The 22274-nt window shown below is 71.3% G+C and carries 17 protein-coding genes and 2 pseudogenes; 13 read left to right on the forward strand and 6 right to left on the reverse strand.

Features of this window, described 5'->3' with window-relative positions; genetic code table 11:
- Positions 1-274 precede the first annotated feature (274 nt).
- Positions 275-1621, reverse strand: coding sequence for a helix-turn-helix domain-containing protein (locus Sfulv_RS17970; protein ID WP_173315283.1), 1347 nt, complete (start codon positions 1619-1621; stop codon positions 275-277).
- 201 nt (positions 1622-1822) lie between these two features.
- Here Sfulv_RS17970 and Sfulv_RS17975 point away from each other — a divergent pair, with 201 nt between their 5' ends.
- Genes Sfulv_RS17975 through Sfulv_RS17990 form a run of 4 tightly spaced genes read left to right on the forward strand, consistent with a single transcriptional unit; the run spans position 1823 to position 5421 of the window.
- The gene (locus Sfulv_RS17975; protein ID WP_173315287.1) at positions 1823-2860 is read left to right on the forward strand and encodes a dTDP-glucose 4,6-dehydratase; all 1038 of its coding nucleotides are present in this window, start codon (positions 1823-1825) and stop codon (positions 2858-2860) included.
- Positions 2850-3860 carry an ATP-grasp domain-containing protein gene (locus Sfulv_RS17980; protein ID WP_256668974.1) on the forward strand — a complete coding sequence of 337 codons (1011 nt, stop codon included), beginning with the start codon at positions 2850-2852 and terminating at the stop codon, positions 3858-3860. Before Sfulv_RS17975 ends, Sfulv_RS17980 begins: the two co-directional genes overlap by 11 nt.
- Entirely contained in the window at positions 3857-4990 is a 1134-nt protein-coding gene (locus Sfulv_RS17985; protein ID WP_173315290.1) for a DegT/DnrJ/EryC1/StrS family aminotransferase, read from the forward strand. Before Sfulv_RS17980 ends, Sfulv_RS17985 begins: the two co-directional genes overlap by 4 nt.
- Positions 4990-5421: an arsenate reductase/protein-tyrosine-phosphatase family protein gene (locus Sfulv_RS17990; RefSeq protein ID WP_173315293.1), complete on the forward strand. Its 432-nt coding sequence runs from the start codon at positions 4990-4992 to the stop codon at positions 5419-5421. The genes Sfulv_RS17985 and Sfulv_RS17990 overlap by 1 nt, the downstream gene beginning before the upstream one ends.
- 19 nt (positions 5422-5440) lie before the next feature.
- Here the strand turns inward: Sfulv_RS17990 and Sfulv_RS17995 are convergent, their stop codons facing one another.
- Positions 5441-6616, reverse strand: coding sequence for a UDP-N-acetylglucosamine--N-acetylmuramyl-(pentapeptide) pyrophosphoryl-undecaprenol N-acetylglucosamine transferase (locus Sfulv_RS17995; RefSeq protein WP_173315296.1), 1176 nt, complete (start codon positions 6614-6616; stop codon positions 5441-5443).
- Positions 6617-7193: 577 nt separating this feature from the next.
- Here Sfulv_RS17995 and Sfulv_RS18000 point away from each other — a divergent pair.
- Both Sfulv_RS18000 and Sfulv_RS18005 read left to right on the forward strand, forming a co-directional pair.
- Positions 7194-7930 (forward strand): annotated as a pseudogene (locus Sfulv_RS18000) (RNA polymerase sigma factor).
- On the forward strand, positions 7930-9108 hold the full coding sequence (locus Sfulv_RS18005) for a hypothetical protein (RefSeq protein ID WP_173315299.1): 1179 nt from the start codon (positions 7930-7932) through the stop codon (positions 9106-9108). The pseudogene Sfulv_RS18000 and the gene Sfulv_RS18005 overlap by 1 nt, the downstream one beginning before the upstream one ends.
- 144 nt (positions 9109-9252) lie before the next feature.
- Here the strand turns inward: Sfulv_RS18005 and Sfulv_RS18010 are convergent, their stop codons facing one another.
- On the reverse strand, positions 9253-10188 hold the full coding sequence (locus Sfulv_RS18010) for a L,D-transpeptidase family protein (RefSeq protein ID WP_173315302.1): 936 nt from the start codon (positions 10186-10188) through the stop codon (positions 9253-9255).
- Positions 10189-10450: 262 nt separating this feature from the next.
- On the opposite strand from Sfulv_RS18010, the gene Sfulv_RS18015 reads away from it, so the two are divergent.
- Both Sfulv_RS18015 and leuE read left to right on the forward strand, forming a co-directional pair.
- Positions 10451-12031, forward strand: coding sequence for an acyl-CoA mutase large subunit family protein (locus tag Sfulv_RS18015; RefSeq protein ID WP_173315305.1), 1581 nt, complete (start codon positions 10451-10453; stop codon positions 12029-12031).
- Positions 12032-12267: 236 nt separating this feature from the next.
- Positions 12268-12930 carry a leucine efflux protein LeuE gene (leuE, locus tag Sfulv_RS18020; RefSeq protein WP_173315308.1) on the forward strand — a complete coding sequence of 221 codons (663 nt, stop codon included), beginning with the start codon at positions 12268-12270 and terminating at the stop codon, positions 12928-12930.
- 25 nt (positions 12931-12955) lie between these two features.
- Here the strand turns inward: leuE and Sfulv_RS18025 are convergent, their stop codons facing one another.
- A complete protein-coding gene (locus Sfulv_RS18025; protein ID WP_173315311.1) occupies positions 12956-13414 on the reverse strand; it encodes a MarR family winged helix-turn-helix transcriptional regulator in 459 nt (152 codons plus the stop codon).
- Between the two features lie 178 nt (positions 13415-13592).
- On the opposite strand from Sfulv_RS18025, the gene Sfulv_RS18030 reads away from it, so the two are divergent.
- From Sfulv_RS18030 to Sfulv_RS18040, 3 genes are read left to right on the forward strand one after another with little or no spacing between them, the layout of a single operon-like run.
- Positions 13593-14558: a glycosyltransferase family 2 protein gene (locus Sfulv_RS18030; RefSeq protein ID WP_173315314.1), complete on the forward strand. Its 966-nt coding sequence runs from the start codon at positions 13593-13595 to the stop codon at positions 14556-14558.
- A gap of 3 nt (positions 14559-14561) precedes the next feature.
- A complete protein-coding gene (locus tag Sfulv_RS18035) occupies positions 14562-15905 on the forward strand; it encodes a polysialyltransferase family glycosyltransferase (RefSeq protein WP_173315317.1) in 1344 nt (447 codons plus the stop codon).
- A 9-nt stretch (positions 15906-15914) separates the two neighbouring features.
- Positions 15915-17006 (forward strand): acyltransferase, encoded by a 1092-nt coding sequence (locus Sfulv_RS18040; RefSeq protein ID WP_173315320.1) that lies wholly within the window; start codon positions 15915-15917, stop codon positions 17004-17006.
- A 54-nt stretch (positions 17007-17060) separates the two neighbouring features.
- On the opposite strand, the gene Sfulv_RS18045 is transcribed toward Sfulv_RS18040, so the two are convergent.
- Positions 17061-18383, reverse strand: a complete 1323-nt coding sequence (locus tag Sfulv_RS18045; protein ID WP_173315323.1) for a polysialyltransferase family glycosyltransferase — start codon at positions 18381-18383, stop codon at positions 17061-17063.
- On the reverse strand, positions 18380-19366 hold the full coding sequence (locus Sfulv_RS18050; RefSeq protein WP_173317968.1) for a glycosyltransferase family 2 protein: 987 nt from the start codon (positions 19364-19366) through the stop codon (positions 18380-18382). Before Sfulv_RS18050 ends, Sfulv_RS18045 begins: the two co-directional genes overlap by 4 nt.
- A 213-nt stretch (positions 19367-19579) precedes the next feature.
- Here Sfulv_RS18050 and Sfulv_RS18055 point away from each other — a divergent pair.
- Together Sfulv_RS18055 and Sfulv_RS18060 are read left to right on the forward strand one after the other, a co-directional pair.
- Positions 19580-20967: pseudogene (locus Sfulv_RS18055) on the forward strand (DUF6716 putative glycosyltransferase).
- Positions 20968-21017: 50 nt separating this feature from the next.
- A complete protein-coding gene (locus Sfulv_RS18060) occupies positions 21018-22265 on the forward strand; it encodes an acylneuraminate cytidylyltransferase (RefSeq protein ID WP_173315326.1) in 1248 nt (415 codons plus the stop codon).
- The last annotated feature ends 9 nt before the right edge of the window (positions 22266-22274 follow it).

Raw genomic sequence — 22274 nt, forward strand, 5'->3', positions numbered from 1 at the left:
CAACAAGCCTACTGGCGAGGAGGGCCGCCATACCGCCAATGCGTAGGCAGCCTCTTCCTGCGCTTGGTCACTATCTGGCTACCCCGCGTTCCGGCATACATGGTTCCGCAGCGTGTGATGGCCTGGTACGGGCAGCGTCGAAGAGCGGTGCCCGCAAATGCGCATCCGGGACGGTGCGACGCGTTGGCCCGGGGCGATCGGGTGAAGGCCCAAATGCGTCGGTCACGCGTTGGTCATGCGATCCGCCCAGCGTGTTCGTGCCCGGGCAGGCTGTTCATGCACGCACAGACGTCAGCTGCTGGTGTGCGTACGAGCGCAGGTCTCGAACGGCGGTTTCGCCCTTGTGTGGTTCAAGCGACTCCCGCAGTGTGCTGCGCACCAGGTCGAGACACCGTGAAGCACCTGTTCCCAAAGCGGTGTCCAGCGCTGTTCGAGTGTCTGCCACGGCAGCGTCTACGTCATGGTTGGCGAGCGCTGCGTGGGCACGGTAGGTAAGCATGATGGCGCGGGTCCTACCCCGTTCGGGAACCAGCAAGCCCAGGCCCTCCTCCAACGCGGCGGTGGCTCGCCGGGGGTCTCCCAGGTCCAGCCAGCAGCGCCCCGCATCAACGGCGAGGTCGGCGGATGACATCCAGGACACCCACGGGGGTGCGGGTTGTGCTCTGCCACGCTCCAGTTGGTGTTCGGCGTCGTTGAGGGCCCGGGCGGTGCCTACATCGTCCTGGAGGACCGCGAGAGCGCGAGCCCGGCGTACATCGAGCAGGGAGCGGGCTGTCGCGTAGCGGGTTCGGGTACGGGCGAGGGAGAGGATCTCGACCGCTTCACTGGGATGGCCGAGCCAAGTGGCGGAGTAAGCGAGGTCGGAGAGGACTCCGGCTCCGAGGTCCCGGTCATCGGCGCTGTGGGCTGAGTGCAGGGCGGTGCGCCAATGGTGTTGCGCCGAGGCATGGTGGCCTTGGTCGAACTGGAGCCATGCGGCGCTCTGCGCCGCGTGAGCCAGGACGGTACGCAGGCGGTGGCCGGTGGGTTCGTCGTAGCGGGCTGAGTCGAGCAGGCTGATGGTGACGCGCATGGCCGCGCCGAGGAGGTCGGCACACTCCTGAGGGGATGTGTTCGCCAGGCCAGGGAGACGTTCGACGCTGCTCTCCAGCCAGGTGAGCAGGCTTTCGTCGACGCGGCGCCCGGCCAGAGCCCCGGCCAGACGTTCGGGTTCGACGCGGGACCATTCGGTTGCCATACCGACTAAGGATCCGGCGGCGAGAACGAGGAAGGTGCGGCGGTCAGGCTGGTCGAGATCCACCAATAACTCCGTGTGGGCGGCGCGGACGCCGGCTGGGCTGAAGGGGAATGGGCGATCGTAGGCGGGGAGCCACCACGGCCATGTCATGGTCCGCCATCGTGCGGAATCGATGCCCAGGACGTCGGCCAGCAGCTCTTGATAGAGGTCGCTGGGGGCGCCTACCCGCCTGTGCTCCCACCGATAGATACGACTGCGGTCGGCAGCGATGCGAAGACCGCGGCGTTGCGCGGCCAGGTTCAGGTGATAGGCAAGCTTTTCCATGCTCCACCCGCGTTGCTGGCGCACGTAGGTCAGGGGATGTCGTACCGCTTCCGTCGTCATGCACACCCCCCAACTCTGGTGTCTGTACGGCACCGTAGCGACCCGATTCGCAAAGCGGGCCCACATCGGGGATACAGACTCCAACGGGGTGTGCGGCCCACCGTGGAGGCAGCTCGGCGAGATTCCGAGCATCTCTCGACGGTCTGCGGACATCGCCTCTCTGCGTGATGTGCCTGGCCGCCACTCTTCCGGGAGGCGTGCATGAAACACGTACTCGTCACTGGAGGTGCGGGCTTCATCGGCTCGCACTTCGTCAAGCGAATCATCCAGGCCAAGGACGTCGTCCGCGTGACCGTCCTCGACGCCCTCACCTATGCCGGTCACATCGAGAACCTGGGCATGGCGTTCCTGTCAGACAAGCTCCGGTTCGTCCATGGTGACATCCGAGACGCAACTGCCGTCGACAACTTGATGGCGTCCGGTACCACAGCAGTGGTGCATTTCGCGGCCGAGTCCCACGTCGATCGCTCCTATGACGCGGCCGACGGGTTTCTCTCCACGAATGTTCTCGGTACCCGGGTGCTTGTGGACGCGGCTCACCGCCACGGTATCGCCAAATTCGTCCACGTCTCGACCGACGAGGTCTACGGCCCGCTGCCGAAGGGAGCAGCGACCGAGGATTCACCCATGCGCCCCTCGGTCCCGTACGCGGTGTCGAAGGCGGCCGTCGACCTGGTAGCCCTGGGTGCTCACCAAACCCTTGGGCTCCCGCTATGTGTAACTCGCAGCAGCAACAACTACGGGCCCTACCAGTACCCGGAAAAGATCATCCCGCTCTTCGTGACCCGGCTCCTGCGAGGAGCGCCCGTCACTCTCCACGACCGGGGGCAGCACGTGCGTAACTGGCTGCACGTAGAAGACAACTGTGCCGGGATCGAAGCGGTGCTGCGTGGTGGGGAGCCGGGGGAGATCTACAACCTCGGTGGAGGCACTGACCTGTCCAGCAAGGAGCTGACCGGCCACCTGCTGAAGATCTGCGGCGCGACGTGGGACGCGGTCACGTACATCCCCGACCGACCGTCGAACGACGTCCGCTACTCGATCGACTGGTCCAAGGCCCGCAACGAACTCGGATACCGGCCGACTCACCGCCTGAAGGACGGGCTGGCTGAAACCGCCGAGTGGTACCGCCGCAACCCCGACCGGTGGGCCCCGCTCGCGAGCGGTGGTCTCTGGCGCACCTCTTTGCCAGCCTCCCGCCGTGGGCCCGCGTTTATGGAGGACTACCGTGCCCGCTGACCAGATCGCACCGCGCCGGATCCTGGTCACCGGCACCGGAGCCAACCCAGGCTTCGGGCTGGCCCGAAGCCTTACCCGTCTCGGCCACCGAGTCATCGCCGCCGACGCCAACCCTCTCGCCCCAGGGTTCCTTCTCCCGCAAGTCGTGCCCCAGGTCATTCCGTCGGCTGACGACCAGGACTACCGAGCCCGCATGACCGGGCTGTGCCGGGCGCTGGCGGTACACGCGGTGGTACCCGCCATCGAGAACGATCTTCCGCCGCTGCTGCGCATGAGTTCTCGGCTGGAGGAGATCGGCGTGCGGATGTGGCTGCCCGAACCCGCATCGGTACACGCATGCATCGACAAGGCAGCCTTTCATCGCGTGCTCACCGAGCACGGAGTGCCTACGCCTCGGTCATGGTGGGGCGACACCCTCGACCTGGTCCCCGAGAACACGCGGCTGGTGGTCAAGCCCCGGCGCGGCCACGGTGCCCAGCACGTCCACTTCGTCGAGAAGAAGGAGCACGCCCTGCTGCTGAGCGAGGTGGTCCCTGACGCCTTGGTGCAGGAGCGGGTGTACGGAACCGAGTTCACGGCGGACTGCCTGGTGGACCGCACGGGCCGAGCGTCGGCGATCCTACGTCGCCGGGACTTGGTGAAGGCCGGGCTCGCCGCGGTCTCCACCACCTTCCACGACACCACCGTGCTCGATCTCGTGCTGGCCGCCCTACGTGCTGTACGCGCCGAGGGCCTGTGCTGCGTGCAGGGCTTCGTCCAGGACGACGGCCAGGTCACCATCACCGAACTGAACGTCCGGATCGCCGGAGGCTTCCCGCTGACCGAGGCGGCCGGAGCCGATCTCGTCGGCCAGATGGTCAACGGGCTGTTCGGCCTCCCGGTCGACCATGACCGCCTGACCTACCGGACAGGGGTGTTCCTGACCAACTACGTCGAGACGTTGGCCGTCGGTGAGACGACCGATCTGAAGCGCATCGCCATGAACGGGGTAACCACATGAGCCTGACCATTCCCGACGTTCGGCGAAACGCGTCCCCTTACCTCTACGGACAAGAGGCGGCGTCAGTCGTCCGAGTCCTGGAGGCGGGCCAGTACGGACATACTGACCTCACCGCCGAATTCGAGAGCCGGATCGCCGCGTACCTCGGCGTACCTGACGTGGTGGCCGTCAGTTCCGGTACCGCTGCCCTGCACAGCGCCCTGCTTGCCACAGGCATAGGTCCTGGTGACGAGGTGATCGTGCCGTCCATGACGTTCTGCGCCACTGTGCAGGTCATCCGGGCTGTCGGAGCGTCCCCGCGGTTTATCGACGTAGACCCGGCGACGTTGTGCGTCACCCCGCAACTCGTCATGGAGGCAGTCACCGATGACACGGCCGCCGTGCTGCCGGTGCTCTTCGGTGGCCGGGCCGTCGACCTCAGACCTCTTCGTGAGGATCTGGCGGAGCGGGGCATCGTGGTTATCGAGGACGCCGCCCATGCCTTCGGCTCTCACTGCGGACCCCAGCACGTCGGCGCCGACGACACGGCCCTGACGTGCTTTTCCTTCGGGCCTGTCAAGAATCTGACCTGTGGCCAAGGCGGGGCCGTCATCCCCCGTACGCCCGAGGAGGCTGCCGCTGTCCGCCGACTCCGCATGCTGGGCGTCACGCAGTCCCAGAGCGAGCGCGCTGAGACCACCGGCTACCAGGTGGAAGGCTTCGGCTTGCGGTATCAGCTCTCGTCCATCAACGCCGCCATCGGGCTGGCGCAGCTCGACCATTTCGACACCGCCGTGCGCTCCCGGCGGCACTTGTGGCGCACCTACAGTGATGCCCTGGACGCGCTGGAGGGGGTGACGCTCGTCGACGTCGACCTCGACCACACGGTGCCGCACCTTTGTCAGGTCCGCGTACCGCACCGGGACCACGTATTCGCTCACCTACGGGCCAGGAACATCGGCGTCGGCGTTCATTACCCGCCCAACCACCTTCAGCCCGCCTTCGCACGCTGGAGGCGCGACCTGGCCGCTACTGAGCGGGTCAGCCGGGAAATCCTGAGCCTGCCCTTCCACCAACACCTCACCGAGGCAGATGTCCACCGAGTGGGGACCGCCCTCGGACACGCGCTCAAGGCCACGGGCGGCGCCTGATGTCGAATCTGCTCGCCGTGTGTCTGGGGAACTACTGTCGCAGCCCCTTCGCCCAGCTCGCTCTCGCTCGGCGGGGCGGACCAGGTCTGGCCGTCCGCTCGGCCGGGCTGATCGGCAAGTGGCAGGACCGGCCCGCCCATTCCGCCATGATCAACGCCGCCCGGCGGCTGGGCTACGACCTCACCGCCCACCGTGCTCAGCAGATCAGCCTGGACGTGCTGGATTGGGCGGACACGGTGCTCGCCATGGACGCCTCCGTTCTCGCTACCCTCCGGGCCGTCTGCGGCCCGGAGAACGAGAACAAACTGCGCCTCTACCTCGGCGACCGGGACGTGCCCGACCCGATGGGCCAGGACGACGCTGCGTTCCACGAGTGCGCTGTGCTCATTGAAGTTGGCACCGTGCTGCATACCGGTGGACGGATCACGTAGACCACTGCCGACCGCGCTGTTACTGGGATGCTGCGGACAGGATCACGTCCACGAGCCTTTCCGCAGCGTCCGGGCGACCGTGTGCCCTGGCCGCTGCGGCCATCGCACCCCGGCGCGCCGGATCGTCGAGGAGCGGGCCGACTACCTCGCGCAGGTGCCCGCCGGTGACGTCGCCGAGGAGGGCGACCGCCGCCCCGGCCTTCTCCAGGTGACGGGCGTTGTGCGCCTGCTCGTTTCCGGCCGCCGTCGCAAGCGGGACGAACACTGCCGGCTTGCCCAGGGCGGTCAACTCCGCCAGGGTGCCCGCGCCACTGCGCGAAATCACCAGGTCGGCCATGGCCAGGACGTCCGGCAGCTCCGGCCCGACGAACGGGGTGAGGTGGTACCGGGCGGCGAGGGCGGCAGGCAGCCCTGCGGCGCGAGCGGACAGCGCCTGCTGGTGGGTGGGGCCGCACTGGTGCACAACGTTGGCGCGTTCCAGTAGCCACGGCAGTTCGCCGCCGACCACGTCGTTAATCTGCTGTGAGCCTTGCGCGCCTCCGGTGACGTACACCGTCGGAAGGCGCCGGTCGAAGGTGTGGAGGCCGAGGGCAGTCACTGCTTTGTCCGGGTGGCCGGTCAGGATCTCCGGTCGTACGGGGTTGCCGGTGACCACCGCCGCCGACCGGACGCTCTCCGGTAGGAGCGGCAGGGTCGACTCCGAGGACACGGCGATCCGCGCGGCGGAACCGGCGAGCTTCCGGTTGGCGAGGCCGAGGCGGACGGTCTGTTCGTGCAGGACCAACGGGACTCGGCACATCCTGGCGGCGAGCCCGGCTGGCACGGCGACGTAACCTCCCGTGGCGAGCACGACGTCCGGCCGGAAGGCCGAGACCGCGCTGCGCGCCTGAGCGACCCCGAGCGGGACGCGTGCCATGTCCCGGACGTTGGCTGGCGACACCATCTTCAGCGGGTTCGCGTGACGCCGGATCTTGCCCGTGGCGACGGTGGTGAACGGGATGCCCTCCGCGCTCGTGACCCGGGCTTCCAGACCTTCCGAGGTTCCGATCCACAGGACGTCGAGGGTGAGGCCGGAAGCGGCCAGGCGTGCCTGCAAGGTGCGGATCGCGGTGAGAGCGGGGTACGTGTGACCGCCGGTGCCGCCTCCCGTCACGATCAGGCGGAAGACGGTCGTCTGCTGAGGCGCGATGTTCACGCTGGGCACTCTAATGGCTGCTGTCCGCTGATCGTTCGCGATCGTTCGGCGACGGAGGCGCGTGGGTTGCCGTGGGTTGCGCCTTCGAGCGCGCTCTTCGCGTCGGTGGCCTGCGGGGCCGAATGGAAGGTGCCAGGAGCTTGTCCTGAGCTCACGCGGCGACTGAGCTCCGGTAGTTCGGGTGAGCGCTGGAAAGTGCTGGTCACTGGGGTATCTAGCGTCCGAGAACGCGCCCGCCCAGAAGAGTTTGCCGGCGCGTTGGTCACGCCGTTGGTCACGGAGGGGGTAGGCGGCCTACGAAGCGCCTGGTCACGGGATCACATGTTGGGACGACGACCGGGGCCGCCACCCCCCACAGGAGAGGCCCCGGCCGTCTTCCACGAGGCCGCGTGGCAGCCCCGTACTCATGTCAGCGCCACGGGTGCGTTTTCTGTCACACCGCGTATGTCGGCCAGCTGTTGCGCGTTGTACAAGTCATGGACGCGGCACCGGGCGAGCACGTAGCGTGCTGATTCGCGCAGAGTGGCGCAGCAGTGGTGACCAGCTGCGATTCATGACAGCAGGGCGGGTTGAGGGAGTGCTGGGGGACGACGCGGAGCTGACGGCCGCGGTGCTCGCGGCGCAGGACGGGGACGAGGACGCCTTCCGTGCTGTGTACCGCGCCGTGCAGCCAAGGCTGTTGGGCTACATACGGACGCTGGTCGGGGACGCGGACGCGGAGGACGTGGCGTCGGAGTCCTGGCTCCAGATAGCCCGCGACCTCGACCGGTTCGGCGGTGACGCCGACCGCTTCCGGGGGTGGGCGGCGCGGATTGCGCGCAACCGCTGCCTCGATCACCTGCGGATGCGGAGCAGGCGTCCCGCCATCGGCGGCGACGAGACCGAACTGACGGGCAAACCTGCTGAGTCCGATACGGCGGACGAGGCGATCGAGGCGCTGGCCACCGCTCGCGCCATGTCGTATATCGCGCAGCTCCCCAGGACCAGGCCGAGGCCGTCGTCCTGCGGGTGGTGGTCGGCCTCGACGCGAAGAGCGCGGCGCGGACGCTCGGCAAGCGCCCCGGCGCCGTACGCACCGCTGCCCACCGGGGGCTCAAGCGGCTCGCCGAGCTGGTCGGTGCGGACGGTGGGTTCCTGGACGACCGTACCGGGGGCGCGGAACCGGGCGCCCCGGACCCGGACGGCACTGGCTCGGGGAGCGAGGAGCTCGGAGCTGTACCCTCGCAGCGCCCGGCCCGCGACGGTGTGGCGGCTCCCGCCGGGGGTCCCCACGGTGTGACGCATTCGCGTCCTTGGACGCAGAAGGACATGTGATGGCCGACGAGCGGTACGAGTGGCTCGACCAGGACGCGGCGGAACGGCTGTTCCGCGGCGAGCCCGTCGAACCCGCCGACGATCGTGCCCGCAGCGACGCCGTGCGCCTCACCGCCGCGCTGGAAGCGGTCAGGGCCCTGCCGCCGGCCGGTGGTGAACTGCCCGGTGAGAGCACCGCGCTCGCCGCGTTCCGTGAGGCGGCGCACGCCGGGGGCGGAAGCGGCGCCCGTGCGGGCCGGTCCACCCCCAAGGGGCGGGCCGGCAAGGCCGGGCAGTCCTCGGCGAGGCCGGAGGGGCTTCTGACCGTGCGGGCCGGGGGCGGACGTCCGCAGGCCGGCCACCAAGCGCGCTGGAGCCGGCCCACCCGTTACGGCCTCGTCCTCTCCCTGGCGGGCTGCGCGCTCGGCGGGGTGGCGGCCGCCTCGGGCGCGGGAATGCTGCCCGGACCGTTCGGGGAGCAGAGTGCGCCCCTCCCCGCCGTCTCCGTGTCGGCGGCGGCCTCCGCGGACGAGCGGGTCGCCCGGCCGCCCTCGGGCGACGCCCCTTCCCCCGGCCCGTCCGGCACGGCCCCCGGCCCGCGTACGCCGGCATCATCAGGGTCCGTACCGGGACGCGGCCACGCTGGTGACAGCGGCGGGGGCGCGAGCGGCGGCCTCCCCGTGGGACCTGGCGGCGGCGGACCGGGTCCGGGGGAGAGGGGGAGCGCGAAGCACCCTCCCGACCGGGCCGACGGCGGGCAGGACGCGCCCGGGAACTCCGGCGTACCCGGAGCCGGTTCCGGCCGGGCGTACGAGAAGGCCGTCCAGGCGTGCCGCGACTACCGCGCGGGCACACTCGACCGGGCCACCAGGCGCCGTCTCGTGGAGATGGCCGAAAGCGAGCAGAACCTGCACCGGTTCTGCGCCCGCCTCGACGGCAGGAGCGAGGGCGGCGCAAGCGGCGGCGGGAAGGGCGATGCCGGCTCCAGGGTCCCCGAGGGCGCCCCGGGCGGCGGCCGGGGCGGCGACGATCATGGCGGTGACCAGGGCGGCGACCGGCACGACAGGGGTACGGGTGCCGAGGTCGGGCCGAGGGCTCTGACGGTCGCTCCGGCGTCCCGCCCGGTCGCGTTCACTCCCTCGGGCGGTGCCCTCGTGACGACAGGTGTGACATTTTCCGGCCGTCCGACGCAGTACTGAGTGAGCCGACTGGTCATCGGCCGCGCAATGAGCCGGGGGTTCCCCCGTACCTTCGGCTCAGCGCACCTGGCGCGGGCGGGACACGTTCCCCCGGTCCCGTCCGCGCCCCTCATCGCCGCGCCGGACGTGCGACGTGCCTCCCGCTCACCAGTAGACGACGACCTTGTCGCCGGTCTTCACCTGAGCGAAGAGCGAGGCGATCTTCTTCTCGTCCCTGACGTTCACACAGCCGTGCGAGGCGCCGCTGTAGCCGCGGGCCGCGAAGTCCGGCGAGTAGTGGACCGCCTGGCCGCCGCTGAAGAACATCGCGTACGGCATCGGGGTGTCGTACAGCGTGGAGACGTGGTGGCGGGACTTCCAGGACACGGAGAACACGCCCTCGCGGGTGGGCGTGTACTGAGAGCCGAACCGGACGTCCATCGAGGAGAGGACCCGGCCGTCGATCATCCACGACAGCGTCCGGCTGTTCTTGCTGATGCACAGGACGCGGCCCGTCGTGCAGCGCTCGTCGGGTACGGCGGCGGGGCGCGCGGTGGGCGGGGTCAGCTCGGCGGCGGTCGGGCTCCGCGTCATGCCGAGGAGTCTCTGCCAGGTGACGGTGTCGGTCCCGCCCGTGCGGGGAAGCTCCCGCTTGCCCTGGAAGGACCGCACGGCCGCGACGGTGACGGACCCGTAGAAACCCGTGGGGGAGCGGTCGAAGTGGCCGATCTGACGGAGCCGGGCCTGGAGTTCCCGTACCCGCGTGCCCTGCGAGCCCGTCGCCATCAGGGTCTCCGGCTCCGCAGGCGCCTCGGTGGTCCTGGCCGGTGACGGCTCGGGGGAGGCGGACGCCGTGGGCGGGCTCGCGGCCGGGCTATCGGCCGGGCTCGCGGGCTGGCTATCGGCCGGGCCGCTGGTACCACCGCCCGGCTTCGGGTCGTCGGCGGGTCCCGTCGCCGCCGGGGGCGCCACCCGCCCCGCCCCGCCGGCGGTCTCCGGCGTGCAGCCCGCGGCCAGGACGGTGACGGCGAGCATTCCGCCGGCGACCGCCGCCGTGGTGCGCCTCCGGCCGCCTTTCGCGCTCACGCCGGTGTGTGTCATCTGGGTGCCCCCTCCGGGCTCGTCCGTTGCTCCGGTATCTCCTTGGACGGATGCCCGCCCTGCCCGGTTGCCGAATCCTGCGCATGAGGGGGAGATCGGGTCCGACCGGGCCTGGTCCTGTGAGCAAGCTCCCAGCCGGTGGCTCTCCGCCGCTCCCCCGGCCGCCGCTAGAGTCCGTCGCTGACGCGCCCGCTACGACGTCCGTCACGGCGTCCGTGGCGCACCATGATCCCCTGGCCGGTATGCACGGGAGGCACAGCACATGACACGTGAGTCCGAGTCGGGACTGCCCATCGACCCGGTCCACGGGCCGGACGCCCTCGACGGCTGGGACCCGGCCGAGAAGCTGGGCGCCCCGGGCGCGTACCCCTTCACGCGTGGCGTCTACCCGACCATGTACACCGGCCGGCCGTGGACGATGCGGCAGTACGCGGGCTTCGGCACCGCCGCCGAGTCGAACGCCCGCTACAAGCAGCTGATCGCCAACGGCACGATGGGCCTGTCCGTGGCCTTCGACCTGCCCACCCAGATGGGCCACGACTCCGACGCGCCCCTCGCGTCCGGAGAGGTCGGCAAGGTCGGGGTCGCGATCGACTCGATCGACGACATGCGGGTGCTGTTCGGCGGGATTCCGCTGGACAAGGTCTCGACGTCGATGACGATCAACGCCCCGGCCGCGCCGCTGCTCCTGCTGTACCAGCTGGTCGCGGAGGAGCAGGGGGTCCCGGCGGACCGGCTCACCGGCACGATCCAGAACGACGTGCTGAAGGAGTACATCGCCCGGGGCACCTACATCTTCCCGCCGAAGCCGTCCCTGCGGCTGATCGCCGACATCTTCAAGTACTGCCGGGACGAGATCCCGAAGTGGAACACCATCTCCATCTCCGGCTACCACATGGCGGAGGCCGGTGCCACGCCCGCGCAGGAGATCGCGTTCACGCTGGCCGACGGCGTCGAGTACGTCCGCACGGCCGTCGCCGCCGGCATGGACGTCGACGACTTCGCGCCCAGGCTCTCCTTCTTCTTCGTCGCGCGGACGACGCTCCTCGAGGAGGTCGCCAAGTTCCGCGCCGCGCGCCGGATCTGGGCGAGGGTGATGAGGGAGGAGTTCGGCGCGAAGAACCCGAAGTCGCTGATGCTGCGCTTCCACACCCAGACCGCGGGCGTCCAGCTCACCGCCCAGCAGCCCGAGGTCAACCTGGTGCGCGTCGCCGTGCAGGGCCTCGCGGCCGTCCTCGGCGGCACGCAGTCGCTGCACACCAACTCCTTCGACGAGGCGATCGCGCTCCCCACCGACAAGTCCGCCCGGCTGGCCCTGCGTACGCAGCAGGTCCTGGCGTACGAGACGGACGTCACCGCCACCGTGGACCCGTTCGCCGGTTCGTACGCCGTCGAGAGGATGACCGACGACGTCGAGGCCGCGGTGGTGGCCCTGATGCTCCAGGTGGAGGAGATGGGGGGCGCCGTCGACGCGATCGAGCGCGGCTTCCAGAAGGACGAGATCGAGCGCAGCGCCTACCGCGTGGCCCTGGAGACGGACAGCGCGGAGCGTGTGGTCGTCGGCGTCAACCGCTTCCAGCTCGACGAGGAGGAGCCGTACGAGCCGCTGCGCGTCGACCCGGCGATCGAGGCCCAGCAGGCGGCCCGGCTGGCGAGGCTGCGCGCGGAGCGCGACCAGGGCGCGGTGGACGCGGCGCTCGCGGAACTCAGGCAGGCGGCGGGCGGCACGGACAACGTCCTGCACCCGATGAAGGACGCGTTGAGGGCGCGGGCGACGGTGGGCGAGGTCTGCGACGCGCTGCGGGAGGTCTGGGGGACGTACGTCCCCACGGACGCGTTCTGAACGGGGTGCGGCGAGGCCGGGGTGCGTCGCGAACGGTGTGCGCTGTCAGCGGGTGGTTCCCGCACGGGGTGCCTGACCGGCAGGGTGCCTGACCGGCGGGATGCCTGACGTAGCCGGCGCGGGGGCGGGCGGGCGGGGCTCTCCGCCGGCCACCTGCCGGGCGGCGACGGGCGAGGCGCGGAACACCTGCCGTGCCCCCTGGACGGAGTGTCGTACCCCCGTGCGACACTCCGTCCATGCTGGGTGTCACCGATCTTCCGACCTACCTCGCCGGCCTGGTGCTGATCATTCTGCTGCCGGGGCCCAATTCGCTGTACGTGCTGTCCGTGGCCGCCCGGCGCGGGGTGCGGACCGGCTATGTGGCCGCGGCCGGGGTCTGGACCGGGGACGCCGTGCTGATGACCCTGTCCGCGCTGGGCGCCGCCTCGCTGCTCCAGACGACGCCGCTGCTCTTCGCCGTCGTGAAGTACGCGGGCGCGGGTTATCTGACCTGGCTTGCCATAGGCATGCTCCGGGCCGCCGTCTCCATGTGGCGTGACCGGCACCGCCGGGTGGAGGAGCTGACGGCGCAGGCCGGTGCCCCGGCGGCGGCCGCGGTGGAGCGGCCCTACCGGCGGGCGCTGGTCGTCAGCCTCCTCAACCCGAAGGCGATCCTCTTCCTGATCTCCTTCTTCGTGCAGTTCGTCGACCCGGGCTACGCCTATCCGGCGCTGTCCTTCCTGCTGCTGGGCACACTGCTCCAGGCCGCCAGCTTCCTCTACCTCTCGATGCTGATATTCGGCGGCACCCGCCTGGCCGCGGTCTTCCGCCGCCGCAAGCGGCTGTCGGCCGGGGCGACTTCGGCGGCGGGTGTGCTCTTCCTCGGCTTCGCGGCCAAGCTCTCGTTCAGCGGCGGGTGAGCCGTCGCCATGAGGTGCCGGGCCGTCAGTGGTGCCAGGCCCGCCCGCCCACGTTGTGGATCATGCGCTGAAGGACCTTGAGAGCGGCGACGAACTCCTCGTCCGGGATGCCGGCGTGGATCTCCGCGCTCGCCCGGCTGACCCGTGCGTACGCCTCTTCGCGCAGGGAGTGGCCCGCCGGGGTCAGCCGCAGCCGGTGGGCGGGGTCCTCGGTGACCAGGCCGCGTTCGACGAGCGAGTCGATCTCCGGCTCCAGCGCGTCGCCGACGTGCAGATAGCCGCGCAGCACCGCGACCACCTCGGCGCGCGGCCGGCCCGCCTCGTCCGCGTCGACGAGCTGGTTGAGGACCCACCAGGGCGGCTGGGTGAGACCGTGCTCGGCGAGAGCGGCCCGGATGTGGGTCACGGTGGCTTCGTGGGCGGCCCAGCTCCAGTAGCCGATGGGCTGCCGTGCGAGTCCCGCGTCATCGTGTGAGTAGTCCATGTCCAGGACCGTAGGAACTCAAGCGGGCTTGAGGTCAAGGCCCCGCTCCGCACCGGGGCGGGCGTCCGGTGTCATACCGGCGTCGCCCAGAGTTCATCCTCCGTCGCACCGACGGCCACTCGGCCCTCGACGCCCTTCACTAGCTTGGGCGGCTACATGATCGAAGGCGAGGGCCGGCGTGCCAAAACTGTCCGTTGTCGTACCGCTTCACAATGTCGCCCCGTACGCCGACACCACCCTGGGAAGTCTCGCCCGCAACACGGCCGCGGACGTCGAGTTCCTGCTGGTCGACGACTGCTCCACGGACGGGACACCCTCCGTCATCGACCGCTGGGCCGAGCGGCTCCCGCAGGCGCGGGTCATCAGGCACGACACCAACGTGGGCATCGCCGCGGCGCGCAACAGCGGGATCGAGGCCGCGAGCGGTGAGTACCTCACCTTCCTCGACGGCGACGACTGGTACGCCCCGGGCCACCTGTCCCGGCTGTTGAGCGCCGCCGAGGAACTGGACGTCGACTTCGTCCGCAACGACCACGTCCAGTCGACGGACACCAGCCGGATCATCCGGCGTGCCCCCGCCCGGGTCCGCGACGCGCCGGTCGACCCGCGGGACGGGATCGCGTACCCCGACATGGAGACGATGGTCGACTACCCCTTCGTCTGGGCCGGGCTCTACCACCGCCGGCTCTTCGAGGACGGTGCCATGCGCTTCGACGAGGAGCTGCGCACCGCCGAGGACCGGCTGTGGACCTGGCGGCTGCACCTGCGGGCGCGGAGCTACGCGGCACTGGGGCTCTACGGCATCTTCTACCGGCGCGGAGTGACCACGTCCCTGACGCAGATAAAGGACTCACGCCAGCTGGACTTCTTCCCCGCCTACGACACCCTGCTCAGGGAACTCGCGCAGGACCGGGACGCGGACCTGCTGCTGCCGAAGGCCGTCCGTACGTACTGCGCGCTGATCGCCTTCCACGGCGAGCGGGCCACCGACTACGAGAGCGCGACCGCACGGCGGCTGAGACTGGCGTCGACCGGCGCCCTGCACCGCATGCCCCAGCAGGTGCTCGACCACACCCTGAACACGATGGACACCAAGCGCAGCACAGTGCTCCGGCGCCTGCGTGACAAGCAGAAGGCCGTCTGACCCATGCCCACGCGCACCCAGATCTTCCAGGTGTCGACCCTGTACGGGGCCGCCACGCTCGCCGCCGCGCTCGACGCGGGACAGTTCGGATCACCCTCGGACAGCCGCCGCGTCCTGCTGGTGTGCAACAACGGCGCGGTCCCGGAGGCGAGCCCCGGCCTGGACGAGATGCGCGGTTACGACCGCATCGCCGCCCGGTTCGACACCGTCATCAGCTGGAACGAGGCGATCCGGCCGTACCACCCGAACGGCTGGGGCCCGCGCGCCGAGGAGACCGTGCTCTGGCAGCGCGCCTTCCGGCTGGCCTGGGGCCTGGGCGAGGGACCCGTCGAACTGGCCCTGGAGTCCATCCAGGTCAACCCCGCCCGCGCGCTCGCCGCGATCTTCTCCGAGAGCCCCCTGCACGTGTACGCGGACGGCCTCATGAGCTACGGGCCCACCCGCAACAAGCTGCCGGTGGCCCTGGGCTGCCGCATCCGGCGCGTCCTGCACCTCGACCTGGTCCCCGGTCTCAGGCCGATGCTGCTCTCCGAGTTCGACGTGGAACCCGAGCTCGTACCGGCCGACGCCATGCGCAAGGTCCTCGGTGAGATCGCCGGGTCGGCGGACGGCGACCGGCAGCTCACCGAGGTGGTGGCCCAGGCACCCACCGCCGTACTCCTCGGGCAGTACCTCGCCGCCCTTGGCATACTGACCCCCGAGGAGGAGGAGGACCTGCACATCCGCATGCTGCGGGGCGCGGCCAGGGCCGGCCACACGTCGATCCTCTTCAAGCCGCACCCCACCGCCCCGGCCCGCTACTCCGAGGCGCTGGACGCCGCGGCGGCCGATGCCGGGGTCCGGCTCACCACGATGAACAGCCCGCTGCTGGCCGAGACGCTCTTCGAGCGGTGCGCGCCCACGCTCGTCGTCGGCTGCTTCTCCACCGCGATGCTCACGGCTGCGGCGTACTACGGCATCCCCGTCGCCCGGGTCGGCACGGGCCCGCTGCTGGACCGGCTCACTCCGTACGAGAACAGCAACCGCATACCGCTGACGATCGTCGACCACCTGGTGCCCGATCTGGAGCGGCACGCCGCCCAGGGGGTGCCCGCACTGCCCGGCAGCGCGCCGGACACCCTCGCCCCCCTGGTGCGTACGGTCGGCTACTGCATGCAGTCCCGCCTCCATCCCGGACTGCGCGCCGAGGCCGAGGCGTGGCTGCGGGCGCGGCTGGACGGCACCACGCAGCACTACTTCAAGCGGCGCCGCCTCGGAAAGCTGTCGCTGCCCGGCGGCAGCGTCCAGGGCGCCGCGGTCCGGCTGCGCCGCACCGCCCGGCGCACCCGTGCCGGCCTGGGCTTCTGAGGGGCCGCGATGTCATCCACCGTCCCCGTGACCACCGTGCCCCCCGTGGAGCCGCACGACGCCGCCCGGGCCGGCCGGCCCGAGCGCGAACACCGCTACGACGTCGACCTGATCAGGCTGCTGGCCTCCGTGGGAGTGATCCTGTGCCACTCCGGCTCCGCCTTCCTGGACGCCGTGGGGCGTACGGAGGCGGGCGGGCCCGGCGTGTACTGGGCCGGGATCGTCGGGGACTCCGCCAGCCGGTTCGCCGTGCCGGTCTTCTTCGCGATCGCGGGCTGGGTCGTCCTGGTCGGCGCCCCGCCGAAGGACGGCAGGCGGCTGCGGCAGCGGATCGTACGCATCCTCGTGCCGCTCGGCGCCTGGACGGCCCTCTACCTCGCCTGGGGCAGGTGGCGGGGCACGAACGACGGGCCGGTCACCGGACTGGCCCGGGACGCCCTGTTCGGCTCGGTGCGGCCCGCGTTCCATCTCTGGTACCTGTACGCCTACGTGCCGGTCGTCCTGCTGCTGGCGTTCGTCGTGATGGTGAGGTCGGGCAAGCGCCCGTGGGGTCTAGCGGCCGCCCTGCTGGGCCTCGCGCTCGCCCCGGTGCTCCTCGGTGACGTGGGCCGGATCACCGGCTGGGACATGCCCAGGCTCGGGTGGACGTTCGCCCCGTACCAGCTCGTGTACGCGGTCGCGGGCGCCCTGCTGGTGGCGCTGCCCGCCGGAGCCGCGGGCCGGTGGCGCGCCCTGTGGGCGCTGGTGGCGGTGGCGGGCTTCGCGGGAGTGGCCTGGTACCAGCACGACATCCACTACGCGATCCCGTACGGCAGCCTGTTCGTCGCCCTGTTCACGGCGGGGGTGCTGCTCTCGCTGCACCGGCTGCCGATTCCCGGGCGGCTGCGCCCGCATTTGGTCCGGCTGGGCAACGCCTCGTTCGGCGCCTACCTCGTCCATCTGATGGTGCTGACCGCGCTCTCGCGGTGGTTCGTCTCCGACGGGCTGGGACCGGCCGCGGCGGTCGCCTCGCTCGTCGGGCTCGTCGCCGCGACCACGCTGCTGTCCTTCGGCGCGGCCCTGCTCTGGGCCCGCGTCGGCCTGACCCGCCTGCTGGGCTGAGCCCCGGACGCACGGAAGCCGGGCCCGCGACGAGCGGGCCCGGCTTCTGCGTGCTCAGCGCCGGACGGTGCGCCTGAGCCGTCGCGCCCGTCCCGCGGCCCGGCGCAGGACCGGGCTGCGGGAGAGGGCGGCGAGCCTGCCGGGCAGGCCACCGGGGAGACCGAGCACCGTCAGCCTGCGGCGCGGGAAGAGCTCCTGCTCGGCGGGGGTGAGGCCGTCCGCGAGGTACCCGGTGGCGGCGGCCCGCAGTTCCGCGTGGATACGGGGCTGCGCCACGAACCCGAGTGCGGTGACGAGCCGGGCGGGGTCGCCGGGGGTCCGGGTGAGTCCGGTCTCCAGCTCAGGCAGCAGGGTGTGGGCGAGGGCCACGGGGACCCGGTCGCGGTGTTCGAAGGGGGCGAGTCCCTCCAGCACCTCACCCGTACCGGTGCTCGCGACGTCGAGTCCGTACAACTGGCGCGCGGTGAAGAGCGCGGGAGAGGCGCAGCCGACGACGAGCGCGGGCCGCACCTGTTCGAACAGCGTCTCGGGGAGCGGGGCCTGGCCGGGCGCGGACGGTTCCAGCACGGTCAGTTCCACACCCAGCCGTCCGGCCTCCGACCTCAGCGCGACCGAGGCGTGGGCGGGCGCCCCGGGCGGCGGTACGAAGACGAGAGCGCGGTGTCCGCGCCCGGCCGCGCCGCGCAGCATCCGCAGCCCCGCTTCCTCCTCCTTCGCCGCGCCGGGAGCCGGAAGACGCTCACCGAACAGGAGCGCCGGGGCGCGGTGGGGGACCGCCGGTAGGGGCGAGGCCGCGCCGACCTTCCTGAAGACCGCGCGGACGGCGTCGTCCGGCACGACCTCGGCCTCCACCCCGAACTCCGTCAGCAGCAGCGGCCGTACGCCGGGAACCAGCCCGAGGTGCAGGAGCCGGCGCACCCTCGTACCCAGCAGCGGGTCGAGCTTCCCGCCCGTCGGCCCGTAACCGGCGAGCCCGTCCTCGTACACGTGTACGGGCGCACCGAGGAAGATTCCGGTGACGGCGGTGGCCGGTGGCGTCTCGACGGACTCGACGGTCAGCTCCAGGTCGTCGTCGCCCAGGCGCCACAGCCGGCGCAGATGCCGCTCCCACAGCGGGGCGTCACCGGGCCTGGGCGACCAGCCCGAGGGGTGGAAGGGCGCGATCGCCGCGTTCCAGGAGAGCACCTCGTCGAACCGGTCGCGCAGCGCGTCGAAGCCCGGCAGCTCGTCGAGGGCGGGGGAGACCTCGGGCACGGCGGCGCTGTTGCCGACCAGGAGTATCCGCCGCCGGACGGGACGGAAGCAGCCCGCGTCGATGGCGGCGGCCAGGACCGCCGCACCGTGCAGGGTGGAGGCGCAGAAGATCTGAGTGGTCATGCCGCGGCACCCGTGCCCGTGACGGGACGGCGGCGCAGCCGCCGCAGCCGGGAGGCCCTGTCGATGTCCATGGAGTCGATCGTCTCTTCCAGGATGTCCTGCGGCAGGCGGCGCAGTGCGGCGGCGCTCATCGACCGCAGGGTGCGGGCGACGCCGGGTTCAAGTGCGGAGATGGTACCCAGATGGTGGGATATGACGGCGCAGTAGGTGCGCACCGCCTTGGGAAGAAGCGTTTTTGCCTCCGGGTCCTGGGCGGTCTCCCCGATGACCTGGTCGAAGGCGCGGATGAAGTCGAGCCGGCGCACATCGCCCGCCTGGGTCAGGGAGGTCGCGACCCCGCGCCGGTAGAAGACGCCGAACAGGCCCACGGCCGCGAAGGACTCCGCCTCCCGGTGCAGCCGCCAGATCCACGGCCGGTCCTCCGCCGTGCGCAGCCCGTCCGTGAAGTGGACCAGACCCCGGTCGACCAGGCGCCGGTGGTAGACCCCGGCCCAGGCGTACGGATAGTCGACGGAGGTGGTGCGGCCCACCGGGAGGATGGCCTCGCGGGGACTCATCGGCACGTCCCGCAGACCGACCGGAACCCGGCGCAGCGAGCGGGTCTTGCCCTTGCACTGCACATGGTCGGTGCGCAGGAAGTCGCAGTCCAGGCGGTCCATGGCGGCGACGAGGTCGGCGCAGTGGCCGGGGGCCAGCCAGTCGTCGCCGTCGAGGAAGGTGACGTACTCACCCCGGGAGGCGTCGAGACCCGTGTTGCGGGCCGTCGCCAGCCCCTCGTTCCGCTCGTGCCGTCTCAGCACCACCCCGGGGATCTCCTCCCGCGCGCGGCGCAGGAGGTCAGCCGTCCCGTCGGTCGAACAGTCGTCGACGAGAACGAACTCGAAGTCCTCCCGGGCATTGGCCCGCAGGCTTCTGAGGGTGTCGGGCGCGTATGTCTGCACGTTGAAGAACGGCACGATGACGGAGAGCTTAACCACCCGCATCACGCTAGAGCCGGGCCCGGCATGGGCCCTGTCCCCAGCGAGGATGACGGGTGAACGGCGCATGTCAGAATGGTGAACCAGGTTGATTGCAGGGGGATTTGAGCCCTGGAATAGTCCATTCCGGGGCTGGTTCGCCAACAGTCGGTGGGCTGTTAACCATCTGTTGCCACCACGTTGGGCCGCTCCTCGGAATGGCTTCCTAACTTCTAGGACGTGCCCCCTCGTACCAGTAGAACGGCCGAACAGGCCGTTACCGCCCCCGACGGCAGCACGGCGCTCCGCGTAGCCGTGCTCGCCGACTCCGACACCCGGTGGAAATGGGGCGCGCTCACCGCGCGCCGCCTCACCACCGGCACCGACGCGTCGCTCCGACACGAACGCCCCGTCGAGGTCAGCGGACTGCTGCTGCGCGGCCGGGCCACGCCCACGCCCCGGCAGCTCGCCGAGGTGGGCGAAGTGGGGATCGACGCCGGTCGCGTCCGTGAGGTGACGGCGGTCGAGTTCCTGCACACGGTGCGGGACGAGGGGTACGACCTGGTGGTCCTCGCCCTGGTCGGCGGTGCCGTCCAGGCGATGCTGCACGGACTCGCCGCGCTGGAGCTGCCCCGCAGGCCCGTGATCGTCACCGGTTACGTGGGGGTCGTCTACGAGAAGCTCGCGGACGGGCTGCTCCTGCGCCACGGCGCGGACGTGGTCCTCGCCAACTCGCGCCACGACGCCGAGCGTTTCCGCGCGGTGTACGAGGGAGTGGGCGCCGACGCCTCGGCCGTCACGGAGGCCGCGCTGCCGTTCCTCGGCGGCGCGCCGCACCAGCCGGAGGAGGGGCGTGACACGGTCGTGTTCGCCGCCCAGCCCTCCGTGCCGGCGTCCCGCGCCGACCGTACGTACCTGCTGCGCAGGCTCGTCGAGCACGCCCGGCTGCACCCCGCCGCGAGGTGCTGCTGAAGCTGCGCTCCAAGCCGGGCGAGCACACCACGCACATCGAGGAACTGCCCTACCAGCGGCTGGCGGAGAAACTCCCCGGTGGCCTGCCGCCCAACTTCCGCCTGGTGTACGGGCACATGGGCGAGGTGCTGGACCGTACCGACCTGCTGGTCACCGTCTCGTCGACGGCCGCCCTCGAATCACTGCACCGGCGGATTCCGACCGCGGTCCTCTCCGACCTCGGCGTCCGCGAGACCCTCGGCAACCACCACTTCATCGGCTCCGGGCTGCTCACGTCCTGGGACCGGCTGGACGGCGGATTCCGGCCCCGCCCCGACGAAAAGTGGCTGGCAGGCCAGGGCGTCGCCGCCGACGGCACGTACGCCACGGCGTACGACACGGCCCGGGCCGCGGTCACCGCCCTGCTGGAGCGGGACGGACTCCCGCCCCTGGCCCCCTACTACACACCCGCCACTGCCCCGGGCTACCTCCCCGGCATCCTGGCCCGCCACCACCTGGGCCCCGACGGCCACCCGCTGCCGGGCGCCGTGACCGCCAGGGAGACCGGCCGGGTCAGGGGCGCGGTGCGCGAGACCGTACGCAACGCGGCACGCGGGGCCTACCGGCAGGGCGTCCAGCGTGTCGCCCCGGTGATACGCCGGATGGGCGAGCTGTGACCGGGCGACCCGCGCGCACGAGTGCCGGGAACACCACTACAGGAGCCTCGATGACGCCGACCCAGACGCCCGCCCCGACCGTGCTCGCGGTGATCCCCGCCCGCGGCGGATCCAAGGGCGTCCCCGCCAAGAACCTCGCCCAGGTCGGCGGCATCCCCCTGGTCGCCCGTGCCGTCCGCGCCTGTCTCGGCTCCGCCGAGGTCACCGACGTCGTCGTCACCACCGACGACCCGGCCATCGCCGAAGCGGCGGCGGACGCGGCCGCCGCGCTCGGCGAGGCCGCCAGGCTGCACTGCGTACAGCGCCCCCAGGCCATCGCCGGGGACACCGCGACCAGCGAGGCAGCCGTCCTGCACGCGCTCGACAGCTACGAGGAACTGCCCGGCAGGACCGCCGACGTGGTGCTCCTGGTGCAGTGCACCAGCCCGTTCGTCACCCGCGAGGACATCGACGGCGTCGCCGCCGCGGTCGCCCGGGAGGGCGCCGACACGGCCGTCACCGTCGCCCCCTTCCACGGCTTCGTCTGGCGCGACGGCCACGCCGTGGAGGACGACACCTACGGCGTCAACCACGACAAGGCCGTACGCCCCCGCCGCCAGGACCGCCCGCAGGACCTCCTGGAGACCGGCGCCGCGTACGCCATGGCCGTGCCCGGCTTCCGTACCCACCGCCACCGCTTCTTCGGCCACACCGCGCTGGTGCGCACCGACCCGGCCCGGGTGCTGGAGATCGACGACCCGCACGACCTGGCCCGCGCCCGCGCCCTCGCTCCCCTCCTGGACCCCTCACCGCTGCCCACCCGCGCGGACATCGACGCCGTCGTCCTCGACTTCGACGGCACGCAGACCGACGACCGGGTCATGATCGACTCCGACGGACGCGAGACGGTCGCCGTCCACCGGGGCGACGGCCTGGGCATCGCGGCCCTGCGCAGGGCGGGCATGCCGCTGCTGATCCTCTCCACGGAACAGAACCCGGTCGTCGCCGCCCGCGCCCGCAAGCTCCAGGTCCCCGTCCTGCACGGCATCGACCGCAAGGACGAGGCGCTGAAGCAGTGGTGCGAGGAGCAGTCCATCGCGCCGGAGCGCGTCCTGTACGTCGGCAACGACGTCAACGACCTGCCCTGCTTCGGCCTCGCCGGATGGCCCGTCGCGGTCGCCAGCGCCCACGACTCGGTACGCGCCGCAGCGCGCGCCGTCACGACCACACCCGGCGGCTACGGCGCCATCCGCGAGATCGCGGCCTGGCTCCTGGGCCCCACCCTCACCACCACCCCTGGCACCACCCCCACCAAGTAAGGAACGCAC

It is taken from the genome of Streptomyces fulvorobeus (assembly GCF_013167895.1).
GTDB lineage: Bacteria > Actinomycetota > Actinomycetes > Streptomycetales > Streptomycetaceae > Streptomyces > Streptomyces fulvorobeus.